The following is an 18004-nucleotide window of genomic DNA, read 5'->3' on the forward strand; positions in this document are numbered from 1 at the left end:
ACGGATCGGTGGTGTGTGTTGTGACAGAGCTCGATGTTGTTCAGTCGCGGCTGAATGTTGTTGAGTCGAAGCTGAGTCTGGGTACGTCCGCCGCGCGGAACCTGGCGACGACGACCAAGTCGACGCCGCAGATGCAGGAGATCACCTCACGGTGGCTGCTGCGGATGCTGCCATGGGTGCAGGTGTCGGGTGGCACCTACCGGGTCAACCGGCGGCTGACCTACACGGTCGGTGACGGGCGGGTGAGCTTCACCACCGTGGGATCGCAGGTGGTGGTGGTCCCGGCGGAGCTGTGCGAGCTGCCCCTGTTCCGGGGCTTCGGGGATTCGGACGCCCTGGAGGCGCTGGCGGGACGGTTCACCCAGCGGGACTTCCAGCCCGGAGACGTGCTGCTGGAGGAGGGGAGTTCGGCCGACGAGGTCGTGCTCATCGCCCACGGCAAGGTCAACAAGATCGGCACCGGGCCGTACGGCACCGAGACCGTGCTCGGGGTGCTGGCCGGGGGCGACCACTTCGGTGACGACACGCTGGCCGGTTCGGACGGCGTGTGGGACTTCACCGTCAAGGCGGTGACCAGCGGCACGGCGATGATCCTGTCCCGGCAGGCGTTCCTGGAGACGGTCGAGCGGTCCGAGGGGCTGCGGGCCCACATGGAGCATGCGCGGCAGAACGGTTCGAGGGCGCCGCAGAACAAGTACGGCGAGGCCGCCGTCGAGGTGGCCGCCGGACACGCCGGAGAGGCCGACCTGCCGGGAACGTTCGTCGACTACGAGCTCGCGCCCCGCGAGTACGAACTGAGCGTCGCGCAGACGGTGTTGCGGATGCACAGCCGGGTGGCAGACCTCTTCAACGACCCGATGAACCAGACCGAGCAGCAGCTCAAGCTGACGATCGAGGTGCTGCGCGAGCGGCAGGAGCACGAGCTGATCAACAACCGCGAGTTCGGGCTGCTGCACAACGCCGACCTGAAGCAGCGGATCCACACGCGCACCGGGCCGCCCACCCCGGACGACCTCGACGAGCTGCTCAGCCGCCGGAGGAGCACGAGTTTCTTCCTGGCCCACCCCCACGCCATCGCGGCCTTCGGCCGGGAGTGCAGCAGCCGCGGCCTCTACCCCCAGGGCGTCGACGTCGGCGGCGCGGGGGTGCCCGCCTGGCGCGGTGTCCCGATCTTCTCCTGCAGCAAGATTCCCATCACCGAATCCCGCACCACGTCCATCCTCGCCCTGCGCGTGGGTGAGGACAACCAGGGGGTCATCGGCCTGCACCAGACCGGCATCCCGGACGAATACGAGCCCAGCCTGTCGGTCAGGTTCATGGGGATCAGCGAGAAGGCGATCCTCTCCTACCTGGTCAGCGCCTACTACTCCGCCGCGGTCCTGGTCCCGGACGCGCTCGGCATCCTCGAAGACGTCGAGCTCGGTCACTGACCGAACCCGTCCGCCAAGCGATTGGAAGAGAGACATGACCACGGTTGGGGTGACGGCTCACGGGCGGTCCGCGCGTGAGGTGCTGGCCTGGAGCCGGGAGCTGGTCGAGGCGGCACTGCGTCCGGCCGCCGACACGCTGCCCGCGTCGATGCGTCACATCGCCGGATACCACTTCGGCTGGTGGGACGAGCACGGTCACCCCGCCGCGACCGGTGGCGGCAAGGCGATGCGTCCCGCCCTGGTCCTGCTGTCGGCCGAGGCCGTCGGAGGCAGCGCCGCCGCGGCGCTGCGTCCGGCGGTCGCCGTCGAGCTGGCGCACGACTTCTCCCTCATTCACGATGACGTGATGGACGGTGACCGGGTCCGCCGCCACCGTCCCACGGCCTGGGCCGTCTTCGGCGTCAGCCCGGCGATCCTGGCCGGCGACGCGCTGCTGACACTGGCCTTCGAGGTGCTCGCCGCGAGCGGGCACCCGGTCGCCGCCGAGGCGACCCGGACCCTGGGCACCTCGATCCAGGAGCTTCTGGAGGGCCAGAGCGCCGATGTGGCCTTCGAGGATCGCCAGGACGTCGAGCTGGCCGAATGCCTGGACATGGCCATGGGCAAGACCGGCACCCTGCTGGGGTGCGCCTGCGGTCTCGGTGCCCTGTTCGGCGGTGGCAGCCCCGAACAGGTCGAGCATCTGAGGGCCTTCGGCAAGGACCTGGGGCTGGCGTTCCAGTTCGTCGACGACCTCCTGGGCATCTGGGGAGATCCGATGGTGACCGGCAAACCGGTCTACTCGGATCTGCGAAGCCGTAAGAAGTCCCTGCCGGTCGTCGCCGCGCTGACCTCGAACACCCCGGCCGGGCGAGAGCTGGCCGGTCTCTACCATCGGGAGCAGCCCCTGTCCGACGCCGATCTGGTCCGGGCGGCCGAGCTCGTCGACGCCGCGGGCGCGCGCTCCTGGAGCCAGGATCAGGCCGACGAGCTGCTCGCGCGGGCTCTGCAGCGCCTGGAACTGGTCGGCTCGGTGTCGCGCTCGGTCGCCGAGCTCGGCACGCTCGCGCGTCTCGCCACCCGCCGCGACCACTGAACGGCGGACGGAGGTCGCCGCCGTCTCATGGGTCGTGGCCCCCTCCCCGTTGGGTCGCCCAGGGCCCGGTGCGGTGAGTCCCCTCGGAGAACGGCGGTCCTGCCCGGAAACGGCGGAAGCCCGGGTCGCCCCGGGCTTCCGCGTCATTCGTTCATCCGGCCGTCCGCGGGGGACTAGCGGCCGTAGACCCGCACCCGGTCGGACGAGCTGGTGCTGTCGTCGTACTTGCGGTCACCGTCGAAGACCGCCCGGTACTCGCCGCTCTTGGAGGCGCGCGCACTGGCCTTGAACGCGCCGTTCCAGTCGGTGCGGTCGGAGGTCACGAACTTCCAGGCGCTGAAACGGCTGGGGCGGAAGTAGATCTCCACCTTCTCGTTCTTCAGGCCCTTCCAGTGGTCCTCGACCTGCAGGCGGCCGGTGAAGTAGACCGAGCGGCCCTTGCGGACGGTGCTCGGGCCGGCGGAGAACTTGTACAGGCGGGTGTCCTCCTGCTTCTCCTCGTGCTTGACGGAGAAGGTGGCCGTGTCGGTCACCTTCTTGCCGTGCTTGTCGTACGCGTCGGCGATCGCGAACCAGCGGCCCTCGTAGTCGCCCTCGTCGAAGCTCGTGGTGAAGCGCCACAGGTCACCGTGATGGATGATCTTGGACTTGGGCGCGCTCTGCGTGCGGAACCGGTCGGAGACCGGCTTGAGGCGGAGCTCGATGCGGGCCGCGTCGGTGGTACGGATCTCGACCGTGACCTTCGTGTCCCGGCCGTCCCTCACGACGATCGGGTTCGGGCTGACCTTGTTGACGTGCACGCTGAGGTCGACGCGCTCGGCGGAAGCCGTACCGGTGGTCATGAGCATCGAGCCACCCACGACCGCGGACAGCAGACCGACGGCGATTCGTTTCATCAAGACGCTTTCCTCTTCCTATCCCCGTAGATGGAAGCGATCAGGAGCGACCGCGTCCACCTACATAAGACGTTATGGAGGAGGCGAAAGTTGTCTCAAGTTACAAAAAAGAATGATCAAAGCGACCTCATGGTGACATAGAAGTGCATGTCCGCAGGTCAACGGGAGGGTGGATCTGTAACATTTTTTAGACACAAAAGGGCAATATCTCCGCTTTGTCGGGAATACGGGTCGGGTGAGCGCGGGTCCGGGCGGGCACTCCGTGCGGCGGGGCGGAGGCGATCCGGGGCCCGCGGGGGACCCGAGGGCCGGCGATGAGGCCCCGGCGCCGGTTGGCGGATAGCGTTCCCTCATGAGTGCCACCATCGTCGCCAAGGATCTCGCCGCCGGACACGGCGACCGCGCGCTGTTCTCCGGACTGAACCTGGTCGTCGCCCCGGGCGACGTGATCGGTCTGGTCGGGGTGAACGGGGCCGGGAAGTCCACCCTGATGCGGATCCTCGCCGAGCTGACGCCTCCGGAGCACGGCACCGTACGGCTCAGCCCGCCCTCGGCGGCGGTCGGCTACCTGCCGCAGGAGAGGGAGCGCCGAGCGGGCGAGACGATCGCGGAGTTCCTGGCGAGGAGGACCGGGGTGGCCGCCGCGCAACGCGCGCTCGACACCGCGACCGAGGGGCTGGTCGAGGGACGGCCCGGCGCCGACGACGACTACGCCTCCGGCCTGGAGCGGTGGCTGGCCCTGGGGGGCGCGGACCTGGAAGACCGGGCCAAGGGGGTCGTCGCGGAGCTCGGCCTGACGGTGGAGCTGGATCGGCCCATGACGGCGCTTTCCGGCGGCCAGGCCGCGCGGGCGGGGATGGCCTCCCTGCTGCTCAGCCGCTACGACGTCTTCCTGCTGGACGAGCCCACCAACGACCTCGACCTGGAAGGTCTGGAACGGCTCGAACGCTTCGTCACCGGGCTGCGCGCCGGGACCGTTCTTGTCAGCCACGACCGCGAGTTCCTGGCCAGGACCGTGAACCGGGTCGTCGAGATCGACCTCGCCCAGCAACTGATCCGCGCCTACGGCGGCGGCTACGAGGCCTACCTCGCCGAGCGGGAGGTCGCCCGCCGGCACGCCCGCGACGAGTACGAGGAGTACGCCGACACCGTCAGCGCGCTCAAGCAGCGGGCGGGCATGCAGCGCGCCTGGATGGAGAAGGGCGTCAAGAACGCGCGGCGCAAGGCGCCCGACAACGACAAGGTCGGCCGGAACTTCCGTACCGAGGCGACCGAGAAGCAGGCCGCGAAGGCCCGTCAGACCGAGCGGTTGATCGAGCGGCTCGACGAGGTCGAGGAGCCCCGCAAGGAGTGGGAGCTCCGCATGGAGATCGCGGTGGCGCCGCGGGCCGGAGCGGTCGTCGTGACCATGCGAGGCGCCGTGGTCCGTCGCGGCACGTTCACCCTCGGTCCCGTGGACCTGCAGATCGGCTGGGCCGAGCGGGTGGCGGTCACCGGGGCCAACGGCTCGGGCAAGTCCACGCTGCTCGCCGCGCTCCTCGGCCGGATCCCGCTGGAGGAGGGGAACGCCTCGCTCGGTCCCGGCGTGGTCGTCGGCGAGGTGGATCAGGCTCGGGGGCTGTTCCTCGGCGACGAGCCGCTGGCGGACGCGTTCGGCGCCGCCGTACCGGACATGACCCCCGCCGACGTGCGCACGCTGCTCGCCAAGTTCGGGTTGCGCGCGGCGCACGTGCCGCGCCCGGCCGCCACCCTGTCGCCGGGGGAGCGGACGCGGGCCGCGCTGGCGCTGCTCCAGGCCCGGGGAGTGAACCTGCTGGTCCTCGACGAGCCCACCAACCACCTGGATCTGGTCGCGATCGAGCAGCTCGAGTCGGCGCTCGCCTCCTACCCGGGCACCCTCCTGCTGGTCACCCACGACCGGCGGATGCTGGACGCCGTTCACACCACCCGGCACATCCACGTCGACGACGGCCGGATCACGGAGAGCTGAGCGGCCGGAGACGATCCGGGCGCCGGTTGATCCGGAGATCGGCCGCAAGAGATGCGAGGCGACCTTCGGAGGGAGCCTCTCCCAGGTCACGGCGGGTCGCGGCGGTCAGGCCACGGCGGTCGCCACCGGTCATCGATGAGGTCATATATCGCCTCTAGAGATATAAAACACCCAGAACGGTGAGGTAATTTTCGCAAGCAGCCGCAAATAATTACTTCCCCTGCCTTATAGTTTCGCCATGACGCGCAGGCTTGCAGAGGTGGCCAAGAAGGTCGGGATGAGCGAGGCGACGGTGAGTCGCGTGCTCAACGGGAAACCCGGGGTGTCCGAGGCCACCCGCGAGGCCGTGCTCACGGCGCTCGACGTGCTCGGTTACGAGCGGCCGACCCAGTTGCGCGGCGACAGGGCGAGGCTGGTGGGGCTCGTGCTCCCCGAGCTGCAGAACCCGATCTTCCCGGCGTTCGCCGAGGTGGTCGGAGGAGCACTGGCCCAGCAGGGGTTCACCTCCGTGCTGTGCACCAGGACGCTGGGCGGGGTCTCCGAGGCGGAGTACGTCGCCCTGCTCCTGCAGCAGCAGGTGTCCGGCGTGGTGTTCGCCGGAGGACTGTTCGCCCAGGCCGACGCCTCGCACGAGCACTACGAGCTGCTGCTGGAACGCCGGTTGCCGACCGTGCTGGTGAACGCCGCGGTGGAGCATCTCGCCTTCCCCCAGGTCTCCTGTGACGACGTGGCGGCGGCCGAGATGGCGCTCGGACATCTGCGCTCGCTCGGACACGAGAAGATCGGCATGGTGCTGGGGCCGCCCGACCACGTGCCCTCCCAGCGCAAGCTGACGGCGGCGAGGCTGGAGGAGGAGTTCGTCGAGCACACCATGTTCTCCCTGGAGGGCGGGCACGCGGCGGCTTCCAGGCTGATACGGCGAGGCGTGACCGGCATCATCTGCGCCAGCGACCTGATGGCCCTGGGTGCCATAAGGGCGGCTCGCAGGGCGGGGCTCTCCGTGCCCGGAGACATCTCGGTGATCGGCTACGACGACTCGGCCCTGATGAACTGCACCGACCCGCCGCTGACGACGTTGCGCCAGCCGATCGACGCGATGGGCCGTGCGGTCGTCGACCTCCTCGCCGCCCAGATCGACAAGGCGCTGGTTCCGGCCGATGAGCTGCTCTTCGAGCCGGAACTCGTGGTCAGGGCCTCGACGGGACCCGTGAAGCGCTAGACCTTCTCACGGAGGCCGGCGGGGAGCCGGGCCGCCGGAGCGATCGAGACGAGCCTCGTGGCAAGGGCGAGCCCGGTGAGGGTTCGAGTGATCGTCCTTGAAGCGGTTCCTTTCATACTGTTGTGTCCGCAGTGTGTTGTGGGCCGCTTCCGCCTGGGTCGACCGCTCACCGCAAACGAGCATCAGCCGCCTCTCAGGGGGAAGAAGGTCGAAACAGGAGGTAGCTGTCATGGAAGTGCTGGGAATCGATATCGGCGGTTCGGGCATCAAGGGGGCGCCGGTGGACGTCGCCAAGGCCGAGCTGACGCAGGAGCGGTTGCGCATCCCCACGCCCGTCCCTTCCACGCCCGACGCGGTCGCCGAGGTGGTCGGGCAGATCGCCAAGCACTTCGCCTGGGACGGACTGGTCGGGGTGACCTATCCCGGCGTCGTCGTCGACGGGGTCACGAGGTCGGCGGCGAATGTGGACAAGGCGTGGATCGGCACGGACGCGCGAGGGCTGCTCGCCAGGACGACGGGCCTCCCGGTGACGGTGCTCAACGACGCCGACGCCGCCGGGCTGGCGGAGGTGGCGGCGGGCGCGGCTCGGGGGAAGTCCGGGGTGGTGCTCATGCTGACCTTCGGCACCGGAATCGGCAGCGCGCTGATAGTCGACGGCACACTGGTGCCCAACACCGAGCTCGGCCACCTGGAGATCAGGGGCAAGGAGGCGGAGAAGCGCGCCTCGGATCACGCGCGGGAAGCTCACGACCTGAGCTGGGACGAGTGGGCGGACAAGGTGCAGGAGTATCTGAAGCACCTTGAGGCGCTGTTCTCCCCGTCGTTGTTCGTCATCGGCGGAGGCGTCAGCAAGAAGTCCGAGAAGTTTCTGCCCAGGCTGAAGCTGGACACCCCGATCGTCGTCGCGGCCATGCAGAACGAGGCGGGCATCGTGGGCGCGGCCATGGCCGCCGCGAAATCGTAGGAGCCCCGTGCGGCACCGCCGTCTCCCCGCCGTCGCAGGCGTGCCGGGGAGACGGCGGGCGGGCGGGCGGTGAGCAGACGGCGTGCGGACGAACGGCGGACGGCGGATGAAACGGCGGGCGGACGGCGGGCGGACGGCGGGCGGACGGCGGACGGACGCGGTGGCCGTGACGCGCCGAGAGCTTCCGTCGGGCGGAGCCGCGCACCGTTCGATCCCGGACCCGGAGAGGGATCTGAAACTTTCATCGGGTCCGAAAAACATTCGGTGAGGTCAGGGGCGAGAACGGCTCTTGCGGCGAGCCGACACCATGCAACAAGCTGTACACACTCGTGAAACATCCGGACTATGGGAGCGCTCCCACACACGTCCTGGAGATGATCACGAATGACAGTAAATCCGCGCCGCCATGCCTGGCGTAACCGGGCGGCGACAACGGTGGCATTGCTGGTGGCAGCCGCCGGCCTCGCCACCGGCCAAGCCGCCACGGCGCACGCCGCAGTCGCCTGCGACGTCGCCTACTCCACCAACGACTGGCAGGGCGGATTCACCGCCAACCTCACCGTCAAGAACCTCGGCGACCCGCTGACCAGCTGGACCCTCGGGTTCAACCTCGCCTCCGGGCAGCAGCTCCAACAGGGCTGGTCGGCCACCTGGTCCCAGAGCGGCACCGCCGTCACCGCCAGGAACCTGGCCTGGAACGGCGCCCTCGCCACCGGCGCCTCCATCGGCATCGGTTTCAACGGATCATGGACTGGGAGCAACCCCAAGCCCACCGCCTTCACGATCAACGGCACCACCTGCGGCGGGACCACGCCTCCCGGCAACCAGCCGCCCACGGTCAGCCTGACCGGCCCGACCTCCGGCGCCTCCTTCCCCGCGGGCTCCGCCGTACCGCTCGCGGCGACGGCCGGTGACGACGGCTCGGTCAGCAAGGTCGAGTTCTACGTCGACGGCGCGCTGGTCAACAGCGACACCACCGCCCCGTACTCCTTCTCCGCCACGGGGCTGGCGGCCGGCGCCCACACCGCCAGTGCCAGGGCCTACGACAACGCCACCCCGGCCCTGACGACGCAGACCGCCGCGGTTCCCTTCACCGTGGGCGGGACCACCGCCCGATCGATCATCGCCTCCGCGACCTCGGTCAGCGTTCCCGAGGGCGCCAGCAGGACCGTCGGGTTCAGGCTCAGCGCCGCCCCCACGGGCAACGTCACGGTCAACCTGACCAAGACCGGCGACACCAACCTCACCATCGCGCCCTCGACGCTGACCTTCACCACCGCCAACTGGAACACGGCGCAGAACGTGACGGTCTCGGCCGCCCAGGACACCGACCAGGCCAACGGCACCGCCACCATCGCGGCCGCGGCCACCGGGCACACCGGAGTCTCCGTCACCGCGACCGAGGCCGACGACGACGGCACCCCGCCGCCGACCGGCGAGCACGTCGCGAACCCCTACGCCGGGGCGACCGGCTACGTGAACCCCGACTGGTCGGCCAAGGCGGCGGCCGAGCCGGGTGGCGCCGCGGTGGCGAACATCTCGACCGGCGTGTGGCTGGACCGCATCGCGGCCATCGAGGGCACCGCCTCCGCCATGGGACTCCGCGACCACCTGGAAGAGGCCCTCGACCAGGACGCGGCCAACGGCAGCACCCCGCTGACGATCCAGTTCGTCATCTACAACCTGCCGAACCGCGACTGTTCGGCGCTGGCCTCCAACGGTGAGCTGCTCATCGCGAACAACGGCCTGAACCGCTACAAGACCGAGTACATCGACCCGATCGCAGCGATCATGGCCGACCCGAGGTACGCAGCCCTCCGCATCTCGACGATCATCGAGATCGACTCGCTGCCGAACCTGATCACCAACCTCAACGTGGCGAAGTGCCAGGAGGCGCAGAGCTCCGGCGCCTACGTCGACGGCGTCCGCTACGCCCTGAACAAGCTGCACGCGATCAACAACGTCTACACCTACATCGACGCCGCGCACCACGGCTGGCTGGGCTGGGACACCAACCTGGGCCCCGCGGCCGACCTGTTCGCGAGCACCGTCGCCGGCACCACGGCCGGCTTCGCCAGCGTCGACGGCTTCATCACCAACACCGCCAACTACTCGGCCCTGCGGGAGCCGCACTTCACCATCAACACCACCGTCAACGGCGCCTCGGTCCGCCAGTCCACCTGGCTCGACTGGAACTTCTACGTCGACGAGCTGACCTTCGCCCAGGCGTTCCGGACCATGCTGATCCAGAGGGGCTTCTCCTCGGGGATCGGCATGCTGATCGACACCTCCCGCAACGGCTGGGGTGGCTCGGCCCGCCCGTCGGCTCCCAGCACCTCCACCAACCTGAACGACTTCGTCAACCAGTCGCGGGTGGACCGTCGCATCCACGCCGGCAACTGGTGCAACCAGAGCGGCGCCGGCCTCGGCGAGCGCCCGCAGGCCAGCCCCGCCACCGGCCTGGACGCCTACGTCTGGATCAAGCCTCCGGGCGAGTCGGACGGCTCCAGCTCCCTCATCGAGAACGAAGAGGGCAAGGGCTTCGACCGGATGTGCGACCCGACCTACCTGGGCAACGAGCGCAACGGCAACAACGCGACCGGCGCCCTGCCGAACTCCCCGATCTCCGGCGGGTGGTTCTCCGCCCAGTTCCGCCAGCTCCTCCAGAACGCCTACCCGCCCCTGCCGTAACCAGCCGGCTCCCGGCCCCCGCTCCGGCGGGGGCCACCCGGGGAGCCCGTACGCGACGACCAGGGTCCCGCCGTCTCCCGGGGAGGCGGCGGGGCCCTTCTTCGTGGGTTCGGCGCGGCCCGCGCACGCCGCACGCCGTACGGGCGAATATTGGGATGCGGCGGCTCGCGCGGTCAGGCACCATTGACTGTTGGCTCCTGACGTGTGAGCCGAAAGTATCCTGGGCTCAGTATGGGAACACCTCCTTTGACATCTCCGCTCGCCGACCTGCACGCGCGGCTGCCCGAGCTCACACTGCGTGACCAGGGGCGGCTCCGCCGACGGCTCGACGGGGCCCGCAGGATCAGAAACCGCGCCACCCAGCAGAAGGTCGCCGCGGAGATCACCTCCGACATCGAGAAGGCCGAGCGCAGGGTCGCCACGCGCCGTGCCGGTGTGCCCGCCGTGACCTATCCGGAGGCGCTGCCGGTCAGCCAGCGCAAGGACGACATCCTGGAGGTGATCCGCGACCACCAGGTCGTGATCGTGGCCGGTGAGACCGGTTCGGGCAAGACCACCCAGCTGCCGAAGATCTGCCTGGAGCTGGGCAGAGGCGTCAAGGGCCTGATCGGGCACACCCAGCCCCGCCGGATCGCGGCCAGGACCGTGGCCGAGCGCGTGGCCGAGGAACTGGACACCCAGCTCGGCGACGCCGTGGGATACAAGGTGCGTTTCACCGACCAGGTGAGCGACGGCACGCTCGTCAAGGTCATGACGGACGGCATCCTGCTGGCCGAGCTGCAGAACGACCGCGAGCTCACCCAGTACGACACGCTGATCATCGACGAGGCGCACGAGCGCAGCCTCAACATCGACTTCATCCTGGGCTACCTCAAGCAGCTCCTTCCCCGCAGACCCGACCTGAAGATCATCATCACCTCGGCGACGATCGACCCCGAGCGCTTCTCCAAGCACTTCGGCGACGCCCCGATCGTGGAGGTCTCGGGACGGACCTACCCCGTCGAGGTGCGCTACCGGCCGATCGCCGAGGACGACGACCAGATCCAGGCGATCAGCAGGGCCGTCGACGAGCTCTGCGCCCAGGGCCCCGGCGACATCCTGGTCTTCCTCAGCGGAGAGCGGGAGATCCGCGACACCGCCGAGGCGCTGTCCAAGCGCAAGGATGCCGAGATCCTCCCGCTGTACGCCCGCCTGTCGGCCGCCGAGCAGCACAGGGTCTTCCAGCGGCACAGCAACCGCCGGGTCGTGCTGGCCACGAACGTCGCCGAGACCTCGCTGACCGTGCCCGGAATCAAATACGTGGTCGATCCCGGATTCGCCCGCATCTCCCGGTACAGCCATCGCACCAAGGTCCAGCGCCTGCCCATCGAGGCGATCTCCCAGGCCTCGGCCAACCAGCGCAAGGGACGCTGCGGACGTGTGTCCGAGGGCATCTGCATCCGGCTGTACGAGGAGGACGACTTCCTCACCAGGCCGGAGTTCACCGACCCGGAGATCCTGCGCACCAACCTCGCCTCGGTCATCCTGCAGATGACCTCGATCGGCCTGGGCGACATCGGGGCCTTCCCGTTCGTCGAGCCGCCGGACCAGCGCCAGGTGAAGGACGGCTACGACCTGCTCCTGGAGCTGGGCGCGTTCGACCAGGCCAGGAAGATGACCCCGCTCGGCCGTAAACTGGCCGGCCTTCCGGTCGACCCGCGCCTGGCCCGCATGGTGCTGGAGGCCGACGGCAACGGCTGCGTCAGCGAGGTCATGGTGATCGCCTCCGCGCTGTCCATCCAGGACCCGCGCGAGCGCCCGGCCGAAAAGCAGCAGGTCGCCGACGAGAAGCACCGTCGCTTCGCCGACAAGGAGTCGGACTTCGTCTCCTACCTGAACCTGTGGAACTATCTCCAGGAGCAGCAGAGGGAACTGTCGTCCAGCGCGTTCCGGCGTCTGTGCAAGGCCGAGTTCCTCAACTACCTGCGCGTGCGCGAGTGGCAGGACGTCTACGGCCAGCTCCGCCAGATGTCGAAGTCCCTCGGCATCACGCTCAACGCCACCCCCGGTGACGAGCAGAAGATCCACGTCTCCCTGCTGTCGGGTCTGCTGTCCCACATCGGCGTCAAGGACGTCATCGACAAGAAGGCCACGAACGACGGCGCCCGCCGTCCCGCCACCGAGCCGCGCAGGCCGTTCACCGAGTACATCGGCGCCCGCAACGCCCGCTTCGCCATCTTCCCCGGCTCCGCGCTGGCCAAGAAACAGCCGCTCTGGGTGATGTCCGCCGAGCTGGTGGAGACCTCCAGGCTCTGGGCGCGGGTCAATGCCAAGATCGAACCCGAGTGGGTCGAGCCGCTCGCCGCGCACCTGATCAAACGCACCTACTCCGAGCCGCACTGGGAGAAGAAGCAGGGCTCGGTGATGGCCTACGAGAAGGTCACGCTGTACGGCGTGCCGCTCGTGGTGCAGCGCAAGGTCAACTATGGCCGCATCGACCCCGAGCTGAGCCGGGAGCTGTTCATCCGGCACGCCCTGGTCGAGGGCGACTGGGAGACCCACCACGCCTTCTTCGCCGAGAACCGCAAGCTCCTGGAGGAGGTCGAGGAGCTGGAGGAGCGGGCCCGGCGCCGCGACATCCTGGTGGACGACGAGACGCTGTTCGACTTCTACGACCAGCGCGTGCCCGCCGACGTCGTCTCCGGGCGGCACTTCGACTCCTGGTGGAAGAGGACCAGGACCGACCAGCCCGACCTGCTCAGCTTCGAGAAGTCGATGCTGATCAGCGAGACGGCGGGCGATGTCAGCCAGCGTGACTACCCCGACGTGTGGCGCCAGGGCGACCTGCGCTTCCCGCTGACCTACCAGTTCGAGCCCGGCACCGACGCGGACGGCGTCACCGCGCACATCCCTCTCGCCCTGCTCAACCAGGTCAACGCCGACGGGTTCGACTGGCAGATTCCCGGTCTGCGCGAAGAACTGCTCACCGCGCTCATCCGGGCCCTTCCCAAACCCGTCCGGCGCAACTTCGTCCCCGCCCCCAACTACGCCAAGAAGGTCTTGGAGCGGGCGAAACCCACTCAGGAGCCGCTGCTGGCGGTGCTGGAGCGGGAGCTGCTGAACATGACCGGTATCCAGGTGTCACGCGAGACCTGGCAGCCCGATCTGGTCCCCGACCACCTGAAGATCACCTTCCGGGTGATCGACGGACGCAAGCAGAAGCTGGCCGAGAGCAAGGACCTGGTCGAGCTCAAACGACGGCTCGCGCCCAAGCTCCGCCAGACCCTCTCCAAGGCCTCCGGCGGGCTGGAGAAATCCGGCCTGACCACCTGGAACATGGGGCCGCTGCCCAAGACGTTCGAGCAGCGACGGATGAAGGCCTACCCGGCGCTGGCCGACGAGGGCGCCACCGTGGCCGTGCGGATGTTCGAGACCGAGGCCGAGCAGCGCAGGGCCATGTGGGAGGGCACCCGCAGGCTGCTGCTGCTCAACACCCCGTCGCCGGCCAAGGGGGTGCTCGGCCGCCTGGGCAACCAGGCCAAGCTCGCGCTCAGCCGCAGCCCGCACGCGGGTGCCGTCGCCCTGTTCGACGACTGCATCGACTGCGCCGCCGACAAGCTCATGAGCGAGTACGGCGGGCCCGTGTGGGACCAGTCCGCCTTCACCGTCCTGCACGACAAGGTCCGCGCCGAGCTGTTCGACACCACCGCCGACGTGGTCGCCAAGGTCGAGGGCATCCTCAAGGTCTGGCACACGGTCTCCGGCCTCCTGCCCGCGGCCCGCTCCACCCCCGCGATCGAGGACATCCGCGACCAGGTCGCCGGTCTGATCTACCCGGGTTTCGTCACCGACACCGGCTACAAACGCCTGCCCGACCTGCTCCGCTACCTCAGGGCGGCCGAGCGGCGGCTGGAGAAGATCTCCGACGACCCCTTCCGCGACCAGGAGCGGATGCACAAGGTCCACGATCTCGAGGACGACTACCACGAGCTGGTCGAGAAGCTTCCCCCGGCTCGCCGTTCCGACGACGACGTCCGCCAGATCCGCTGGATGATCGAGGAGCTCCGGGTCAGTTACTTCGCCCAGACTCTCGGCACCCCGTACTCGATCTCCGAAAAGCGCATCCGCAAGGCCATGGAACAGCTCTGAGGACGGGATCTCACCGGGTCCGGTGACGGAGGCGTCGTATCGGCCGGGGCGGGCCGCGTCCGGCCGGCGTCTCTGGGCGCTGTCGCGTGCTCCGGGACGAATGGGGGCGGGCGCTCTCGCGGGGGTCCGGGGCGGGGGACATCCGAGGGGTGGCTCGGATTGTCGCTCCGTTCGCCCGGGGCTAAAGGAAGATCGAGGTGTCGAGGTCGAAGTCGACGGGGGAGGGAAGCCGGACCGGCTTGCCCATCTCGGTGTTGGTGGTGGTCCGATACGTGCCCTCTACGGGATCACTGAGGACGGTGATCGCCGGGGGTGAGGCGACGGGGTCGATGATCAACACGATCGGGATGCCGCAGCCCGCGTAAATTCTGGGCTTTACGGCGCGATCCGTATCCGTGCTTCCGGGCGAGACGATCTCGGCGACCATGATCAGTGTTGAGGAGAGCAACTCACGGTCGCCCCAGAGCGGGGCGTTCACGGGCGCCAGGCAGTAGTCGGGGACCAGGGTGTCGCGCGGACCCTCTATGCACACGTCGACATCGCCGGAGAAACTTTCCCAGTCGTTCTTGTCTTCGACAGGGATCAAGGCGCGGCTGAGGCGTCTGGCGATGCGGGCGTGTTGGGGCGTCCCGGATGGGCTCATGATCAGGTTCCCGTCGATGATCTCGGCGCGAAGGCAGAGGGTGGGGGGGAGGGATTCGAAGAACTCTCTCGGCGTGCGAGGCGTGGGCTGTCCTTCGAGGGAGGTGGGCTGCTCTTCCGAAGGAGCGTGCTGAGCTTCGGGAGAGCTGTGCTGACCGGATCGTTGCGGGGCTGTCATCACCATCGACCTGTATCCCTTCGTGTCCGAACAGGAACTCTGAGTGTTCCATGAGGTTCCCCTGGGCGTGAAAGATATTCGGCACATTCATGGAACACGTCTTCGCCTGATCCACGCCCCCCATCTCGGTGCGACGCATGACGGTGGAGCCGTTGGCGTCGAGGGTCGCCGAACCGCCGACTGACCTGGTCCTGGCGCGGGAAACCCGTTTTCCCGTGGTGGAAAGGATCTTCATGATGAAACGGCCCGGCGAGGACCGGGTACGGGGAGCAAGGGACCGGGTGCCAGGACCCGCCGTGTGGGGAGCCGTGCCGAAACGGGACCCGCCGTACTGAAATAGGATCGGCGGGCCGATCGAAGGGGGAGCATCGTGGTCCGGGCAGTGGTGTTCGACGTCGGGGAGACGTTGATCGACGAGACGCGGATCTGGTCGCGCTGGGCCGACAGGCTCGGCGTCACCCGGTTCACGATGCTGGGCGTGCTGGGCGGCATGGCGGCGCTCGGCCAGTCCTTCGACGAGGCGTTCCAGATCGTCAGGCCCGGCTTCGACCTTGAGGCCGAGCAGGAGGCGTGGCGGCGGGAGGACCCCGACGGGCTCCGGGTGAACTTCGACGCCGACGACCTCTATCCGGACGTACGGCCCGGCCTGGCCGCGCTGCGCGGTCTCGGGTACGAGCTGATCATCGCGGGCAACCAGCCGCCGCAGGCCTACGACGCGCTGACCGCGATGGAGCTCCCCGTCGACGCGATCCACACCTCGGACGGCTGGGGTGTGTCCAAGCCCGACCCCGGGTTCTTCGCCAAGGTGGTCGCGGTGTCGGGGCGGGAGCCCGGAGAGATCCTCTACGTGGGCGACCGGCTCGACAACGACGTCCTCCCCGCCCGTGCGGCGGGCATGCGGACCGTCCTGATCCGCCGGGGTCCCTGGGGCTACCTGCACGCCGTCCGCCCCGAGGCCGCCGAGGCCGACCACGTCGTCGACGACCTGCACGCCCTGGTCGCGGCCCTCACCCGCTGACGGTCACCGTCGGCCGTTTCCTCCGAGGAGCCAGCGGCGGACCACGGCCCAGGCGAGCGGCAGCGGTACCGTGCCCGCGCCGAGTCCCACGTCGACCAGGAGATCGAACACCTCCTTGCGCTGGGCGGCGGTGCCGATCGCGGCGTCGATGAAGCCGGATGACTGGGCGGCGCGGGAGAGCACGTCGGTGGTGCGCAGGTGCCGCCCGAGGGTCTTCGCCAGTGCGCGCCGGTAGGCGGGCAGGGGGTCGCCGGCCGTCCGGACGGCGGCCTCGCCGGCGAGTCTGCCGGAGACCAGCGCGTAGTAGATGCCCTCGCCGGTGAGGGGATTGATGAGGCCGGCGGCGTCGCCGGCCAGCATCACCCGGCCCGCGCCGGGCCTGGGCCGGCCGGGAGACAGGGGCAGGTGGTGGGCACGCAGGTCTCGGGCGGGCAGGTGGGGCAGCAGTTCGGCGAGCCGGCCGTGCAGCACCTCGCGGCCGGGCAGGCCGGTGGCGCGCAGCCGGGGCAGGAGCATCCCGAACCCGACGTTGGCGGTGCCGTCGCCGATCGGGAAGGACCACGCGTACGCGGGCCATCCGTCCTTCTGCATGGCGATGAGCTGGGCGTCGTCGTCGGCGACGGGTATGTCGGCGTAGCCGCGCACCGCGATCGCGACGTGTTTGTCGGGGGTGGCGGGGATGCCGATGAGGCGCCGTACGGTCGAGTTGGCGCCGTCGGCGGCGACGACGGCGCGGGCGTTGACGGTGCCGTCGAGGACGAGGTGATCGTCATGGGCGTCGAGCGCGCGGACGCGGTGGTGGCGGACCTCGACGCCACAAGCACGGGCGGCGTCGACGAGCCGGGCGTCGAAGACCGTGCGGGGGACGACGTGGTTGGGCCGGGCGACGGTGGCGGAGACCCGTGCGCCGCCGGGGGAGACCACCGTCAGGCGTTGCACCGGCCGGTAGTCGGCGATGAGGTCGGGGACGCCGAGCAGGGCGAGTTCCTCGTGGCAGTGGGCGGCGATGCCGTCGCCGCAGGCTTTGTCGCGGGGGAAGTCGGCCTTGTCGAGCAGGAGCACCCGCGCGTCCGGCCGGAGTCGCTTCGCGCGCAGGGCCGCCGCGGAGCCGGCGGGACCACCACCGACGACCACCAGATCCCACATGTCATCCACGTTGGTGAACCTGCCACGTTCCGTCGTGACGAAAACCAATGTGTCGCGATTATGGGTACTTTTCGCTTTGGGTAATCAGCCGATCCGTCTCACCGGCCTGGCCCGAGGCGCGAGCGCGACCGGAACGCGCGGTGTCCGGGCCAGGGGTACGTGGCCTTCCGGAGCCGTCCCGCCGTCCCGCCGTTCCCACGGGAACGGCGGGAGCCGGTGGAACGGCCGGTACGCGGCGCCGGATCGCCCCTGACCCGGCAGCACGCCGGTTCGTGAGAGGCCGGGCGCGTTCTCAGAAGTCGCGGTACTCGATGTCGGGATCGATGTGAATGGCCCGCTCCTCGGCGGACAGGTCGCCGTCGTCGGAGCCGACGTCCGAGGCGTACTCCTCGGACGTCTCGTCCGGGCCCAGCCCCTCATCCGGCGACACCAGGCGCAGGTCGTCACGCGGGGCCCGTTCGCGATCGGGGGCCTCGCGCCAGAGGCGTTCGTCGAGACTGTCCTGGTGCTGGTCGTCGTGCTCGACGATCTCATGGTTGAGGCCGAGGTCGTCGGTCCATTCCTCGACCTCGATCGCCTGCGCGTCGTCCAGACCACCGTTGTCTGGGGGTATTTCGGTCATATCAC

At 69.2% G+C, this 18004-nt stretch carries 12 protein-coding genes; 8 read left to right on the forward strand and 4 right to left on the reverse strand.

Annotated features, from left to right (window positions below):
• Window positions 1–20: 20 nt before the first annotated feature.
• Window positions 21–1430 carry a family 2B encapsulin nanocompartment shell protein gene (locus tag J2853_RS01190; RefSeq protein WP_307554011.1) on the forward strand — a complete coding sequence of 470 codons (1410 nt, stop codon included), beginning with the start codon at window positions 21–23 and terminating at the stop codon, window positions 1428–1430.
• Between the two features lie 34 nt (window positions 1431–1464).
• Window positions 1465–2505, forward strand: coding sequence for a family 2 encapsulin nanocompartment cargo protein polyprenyl transferase (locus J2853_RS01195; RefSeq protein ID WP_307554013.1), 1041 nt, complete (start codon window positions 1465–1467; stop codon window positions 2503–2505).
• A 173-nt stretch (window positions 2506–2678) separates the two neighbouring features.
• Here J2853_RS01195 and J2853_RS01200 read toward each other — a convergent pair whose 3' ends face one another.
• Window positions 2679–3401, reverse strand: coding sequence for a hypothetical protein (locus J2853_RS01200; protein WP_307554015.1), 723 nt, complete (start codon window positions 3399–3401; stop codon window positions 2679–2681).
• A 352-nt stretch (window positions 3402–3753) separates the two neighbouring features.
• On the opposite strand from J2853_RS01200, the gene J2853_RS01205 reads away from it, so the two are divergent.
• The 5 genes from J2853_RS01205 (at window position 3754) to hrpA (ending at window position 14393) form a co-directional block, all read left to right on the forward strand.
• Window positions 3754–5391 (forward strand): ABC-F family ATP-binding cassette domain-containing protein, encoded by a 1638-nt coding sequence (locus tag J2853_RS01205; protein WP_307554017.1) that lies wholly within the window; start codon window positions 3754–3756, stop codon window positions 5389–5391.
• Window positions 5392–5629: 238 nt separating this feature from the next.
• Window positions 5630–6610 (forward strand): LacI family DNA-binding transcriptional regulator, encoded by a 981-nt coding sequence (locus J2853_RS01210; protein ID WP_307554019.1) that lies wholly within the window; start codon window positions 5630–5632, stop codon window positions 6608–6610.
• 229 nt (window positions 6611–6839) lie between these two features.
• Window positions 6840–7574, forward strand: a complete 735-nt coding sequence (gene ppgK, locus J2853_RS01215; RefSeq protein ID WP_307554021.1) for a polyphosphate--glucose phosphotransferase — start codon at window positions 6840–6842, stop codon at window positions 7572–7574.
• Window positions 7575–7958: 384 nt separating this feature from the next.
• Window positions 7959–10265, forward strand: a complete 2307-nt coding sequence (locus J2853_RS01220; RefSeq protein ID WP_307554024.1) for a glycoside hydrolase family 6 protein — start codon at window positions 7959–7961, stop codon at window positions 10263–10265.
• Between the two features lie 231 nt (window positions 10266–10496).
• Complete coding sequence (hrpA, locus tag J2853_RS01225; protein ID WP_307554026.1) at window positions 10497–14393, forward strand: ATP-dependent RNA helicase HrpA; 3897 nt, start codon at window positions 10497–10499, stop codon at window positions 14391–14393.
• Between the two features lie 181 nt (window positions 14394–14574).
• On the opposite strand, the gene J2853_RS01230 is transcribed toward hrpA, so the two are convergent.
• Window positions 14575–15219: a Uma2 family endonuclease gene (locus J2853_RS01230; RefSeq protein ID WP_307554028.1), complete on the reverse strand. Its 645-nt coding sequence runs from the start codon at window positions 15217–15219 to the stop codon at window positions 14575–14577.
• A gap of 364 nt (window positions 15220–15583) precedes the next feature.
• Between J2853_RS01230 and J2853_RS01235 the strand changes: the two genes are divergently transcribed.
• Complete coding sequence (locus tag J2853_RS01235; RefSeq protein ID WP_307554030.1) at window positions 15584–16231, forward strand: HAD family hydrolase; 648 nt, start codon at window positions 15584–15586, stop codon at window positions 16229–16231.
• A 3-nt stretch (window positions 16232–16234) separates the two neighbouring features.
• On the opposite strand, the gene J2853_RS01240 is transcribed toward J2853_RS01235, so the two are convergent.
• Window positions 16235–17377, reverse strand: a complete 1143-nt coding sequence (locus tag J2853_RS01240) for an NAD(P)/FAD-dependent oxidoreductase (protein ID WP_307568554.1) — start codon at window positions 17375–17377, stop codon at window positions 16235–16237.
• 292 nt (window positions 17378–17669) lie between these two features.
• The gene (locus J2853_RS01245; protein ID WP_307554032.1) at window positions 17670–17999 is read right to left on the reverse strand and encodes a DUF5709 domain-containing protein; all 330 of its coding nucleotides are present in this window, start codon (window positions 17997–17999) and stop codon (window positions 17670–17672) included.
• Window positions 18000–18004 lie beyond the last annotated feature (5 nt).

This window comes from Streptosporangium lutulentum (assembly GCF_030811455.1).
GTDB classification, from domain to species: Bacteria; Actinomycetota; Actinomycetes; order Streptosporangiales; family Streptosporangiaceae; genus Streptosporangium; species Streptosporangium lutulentum.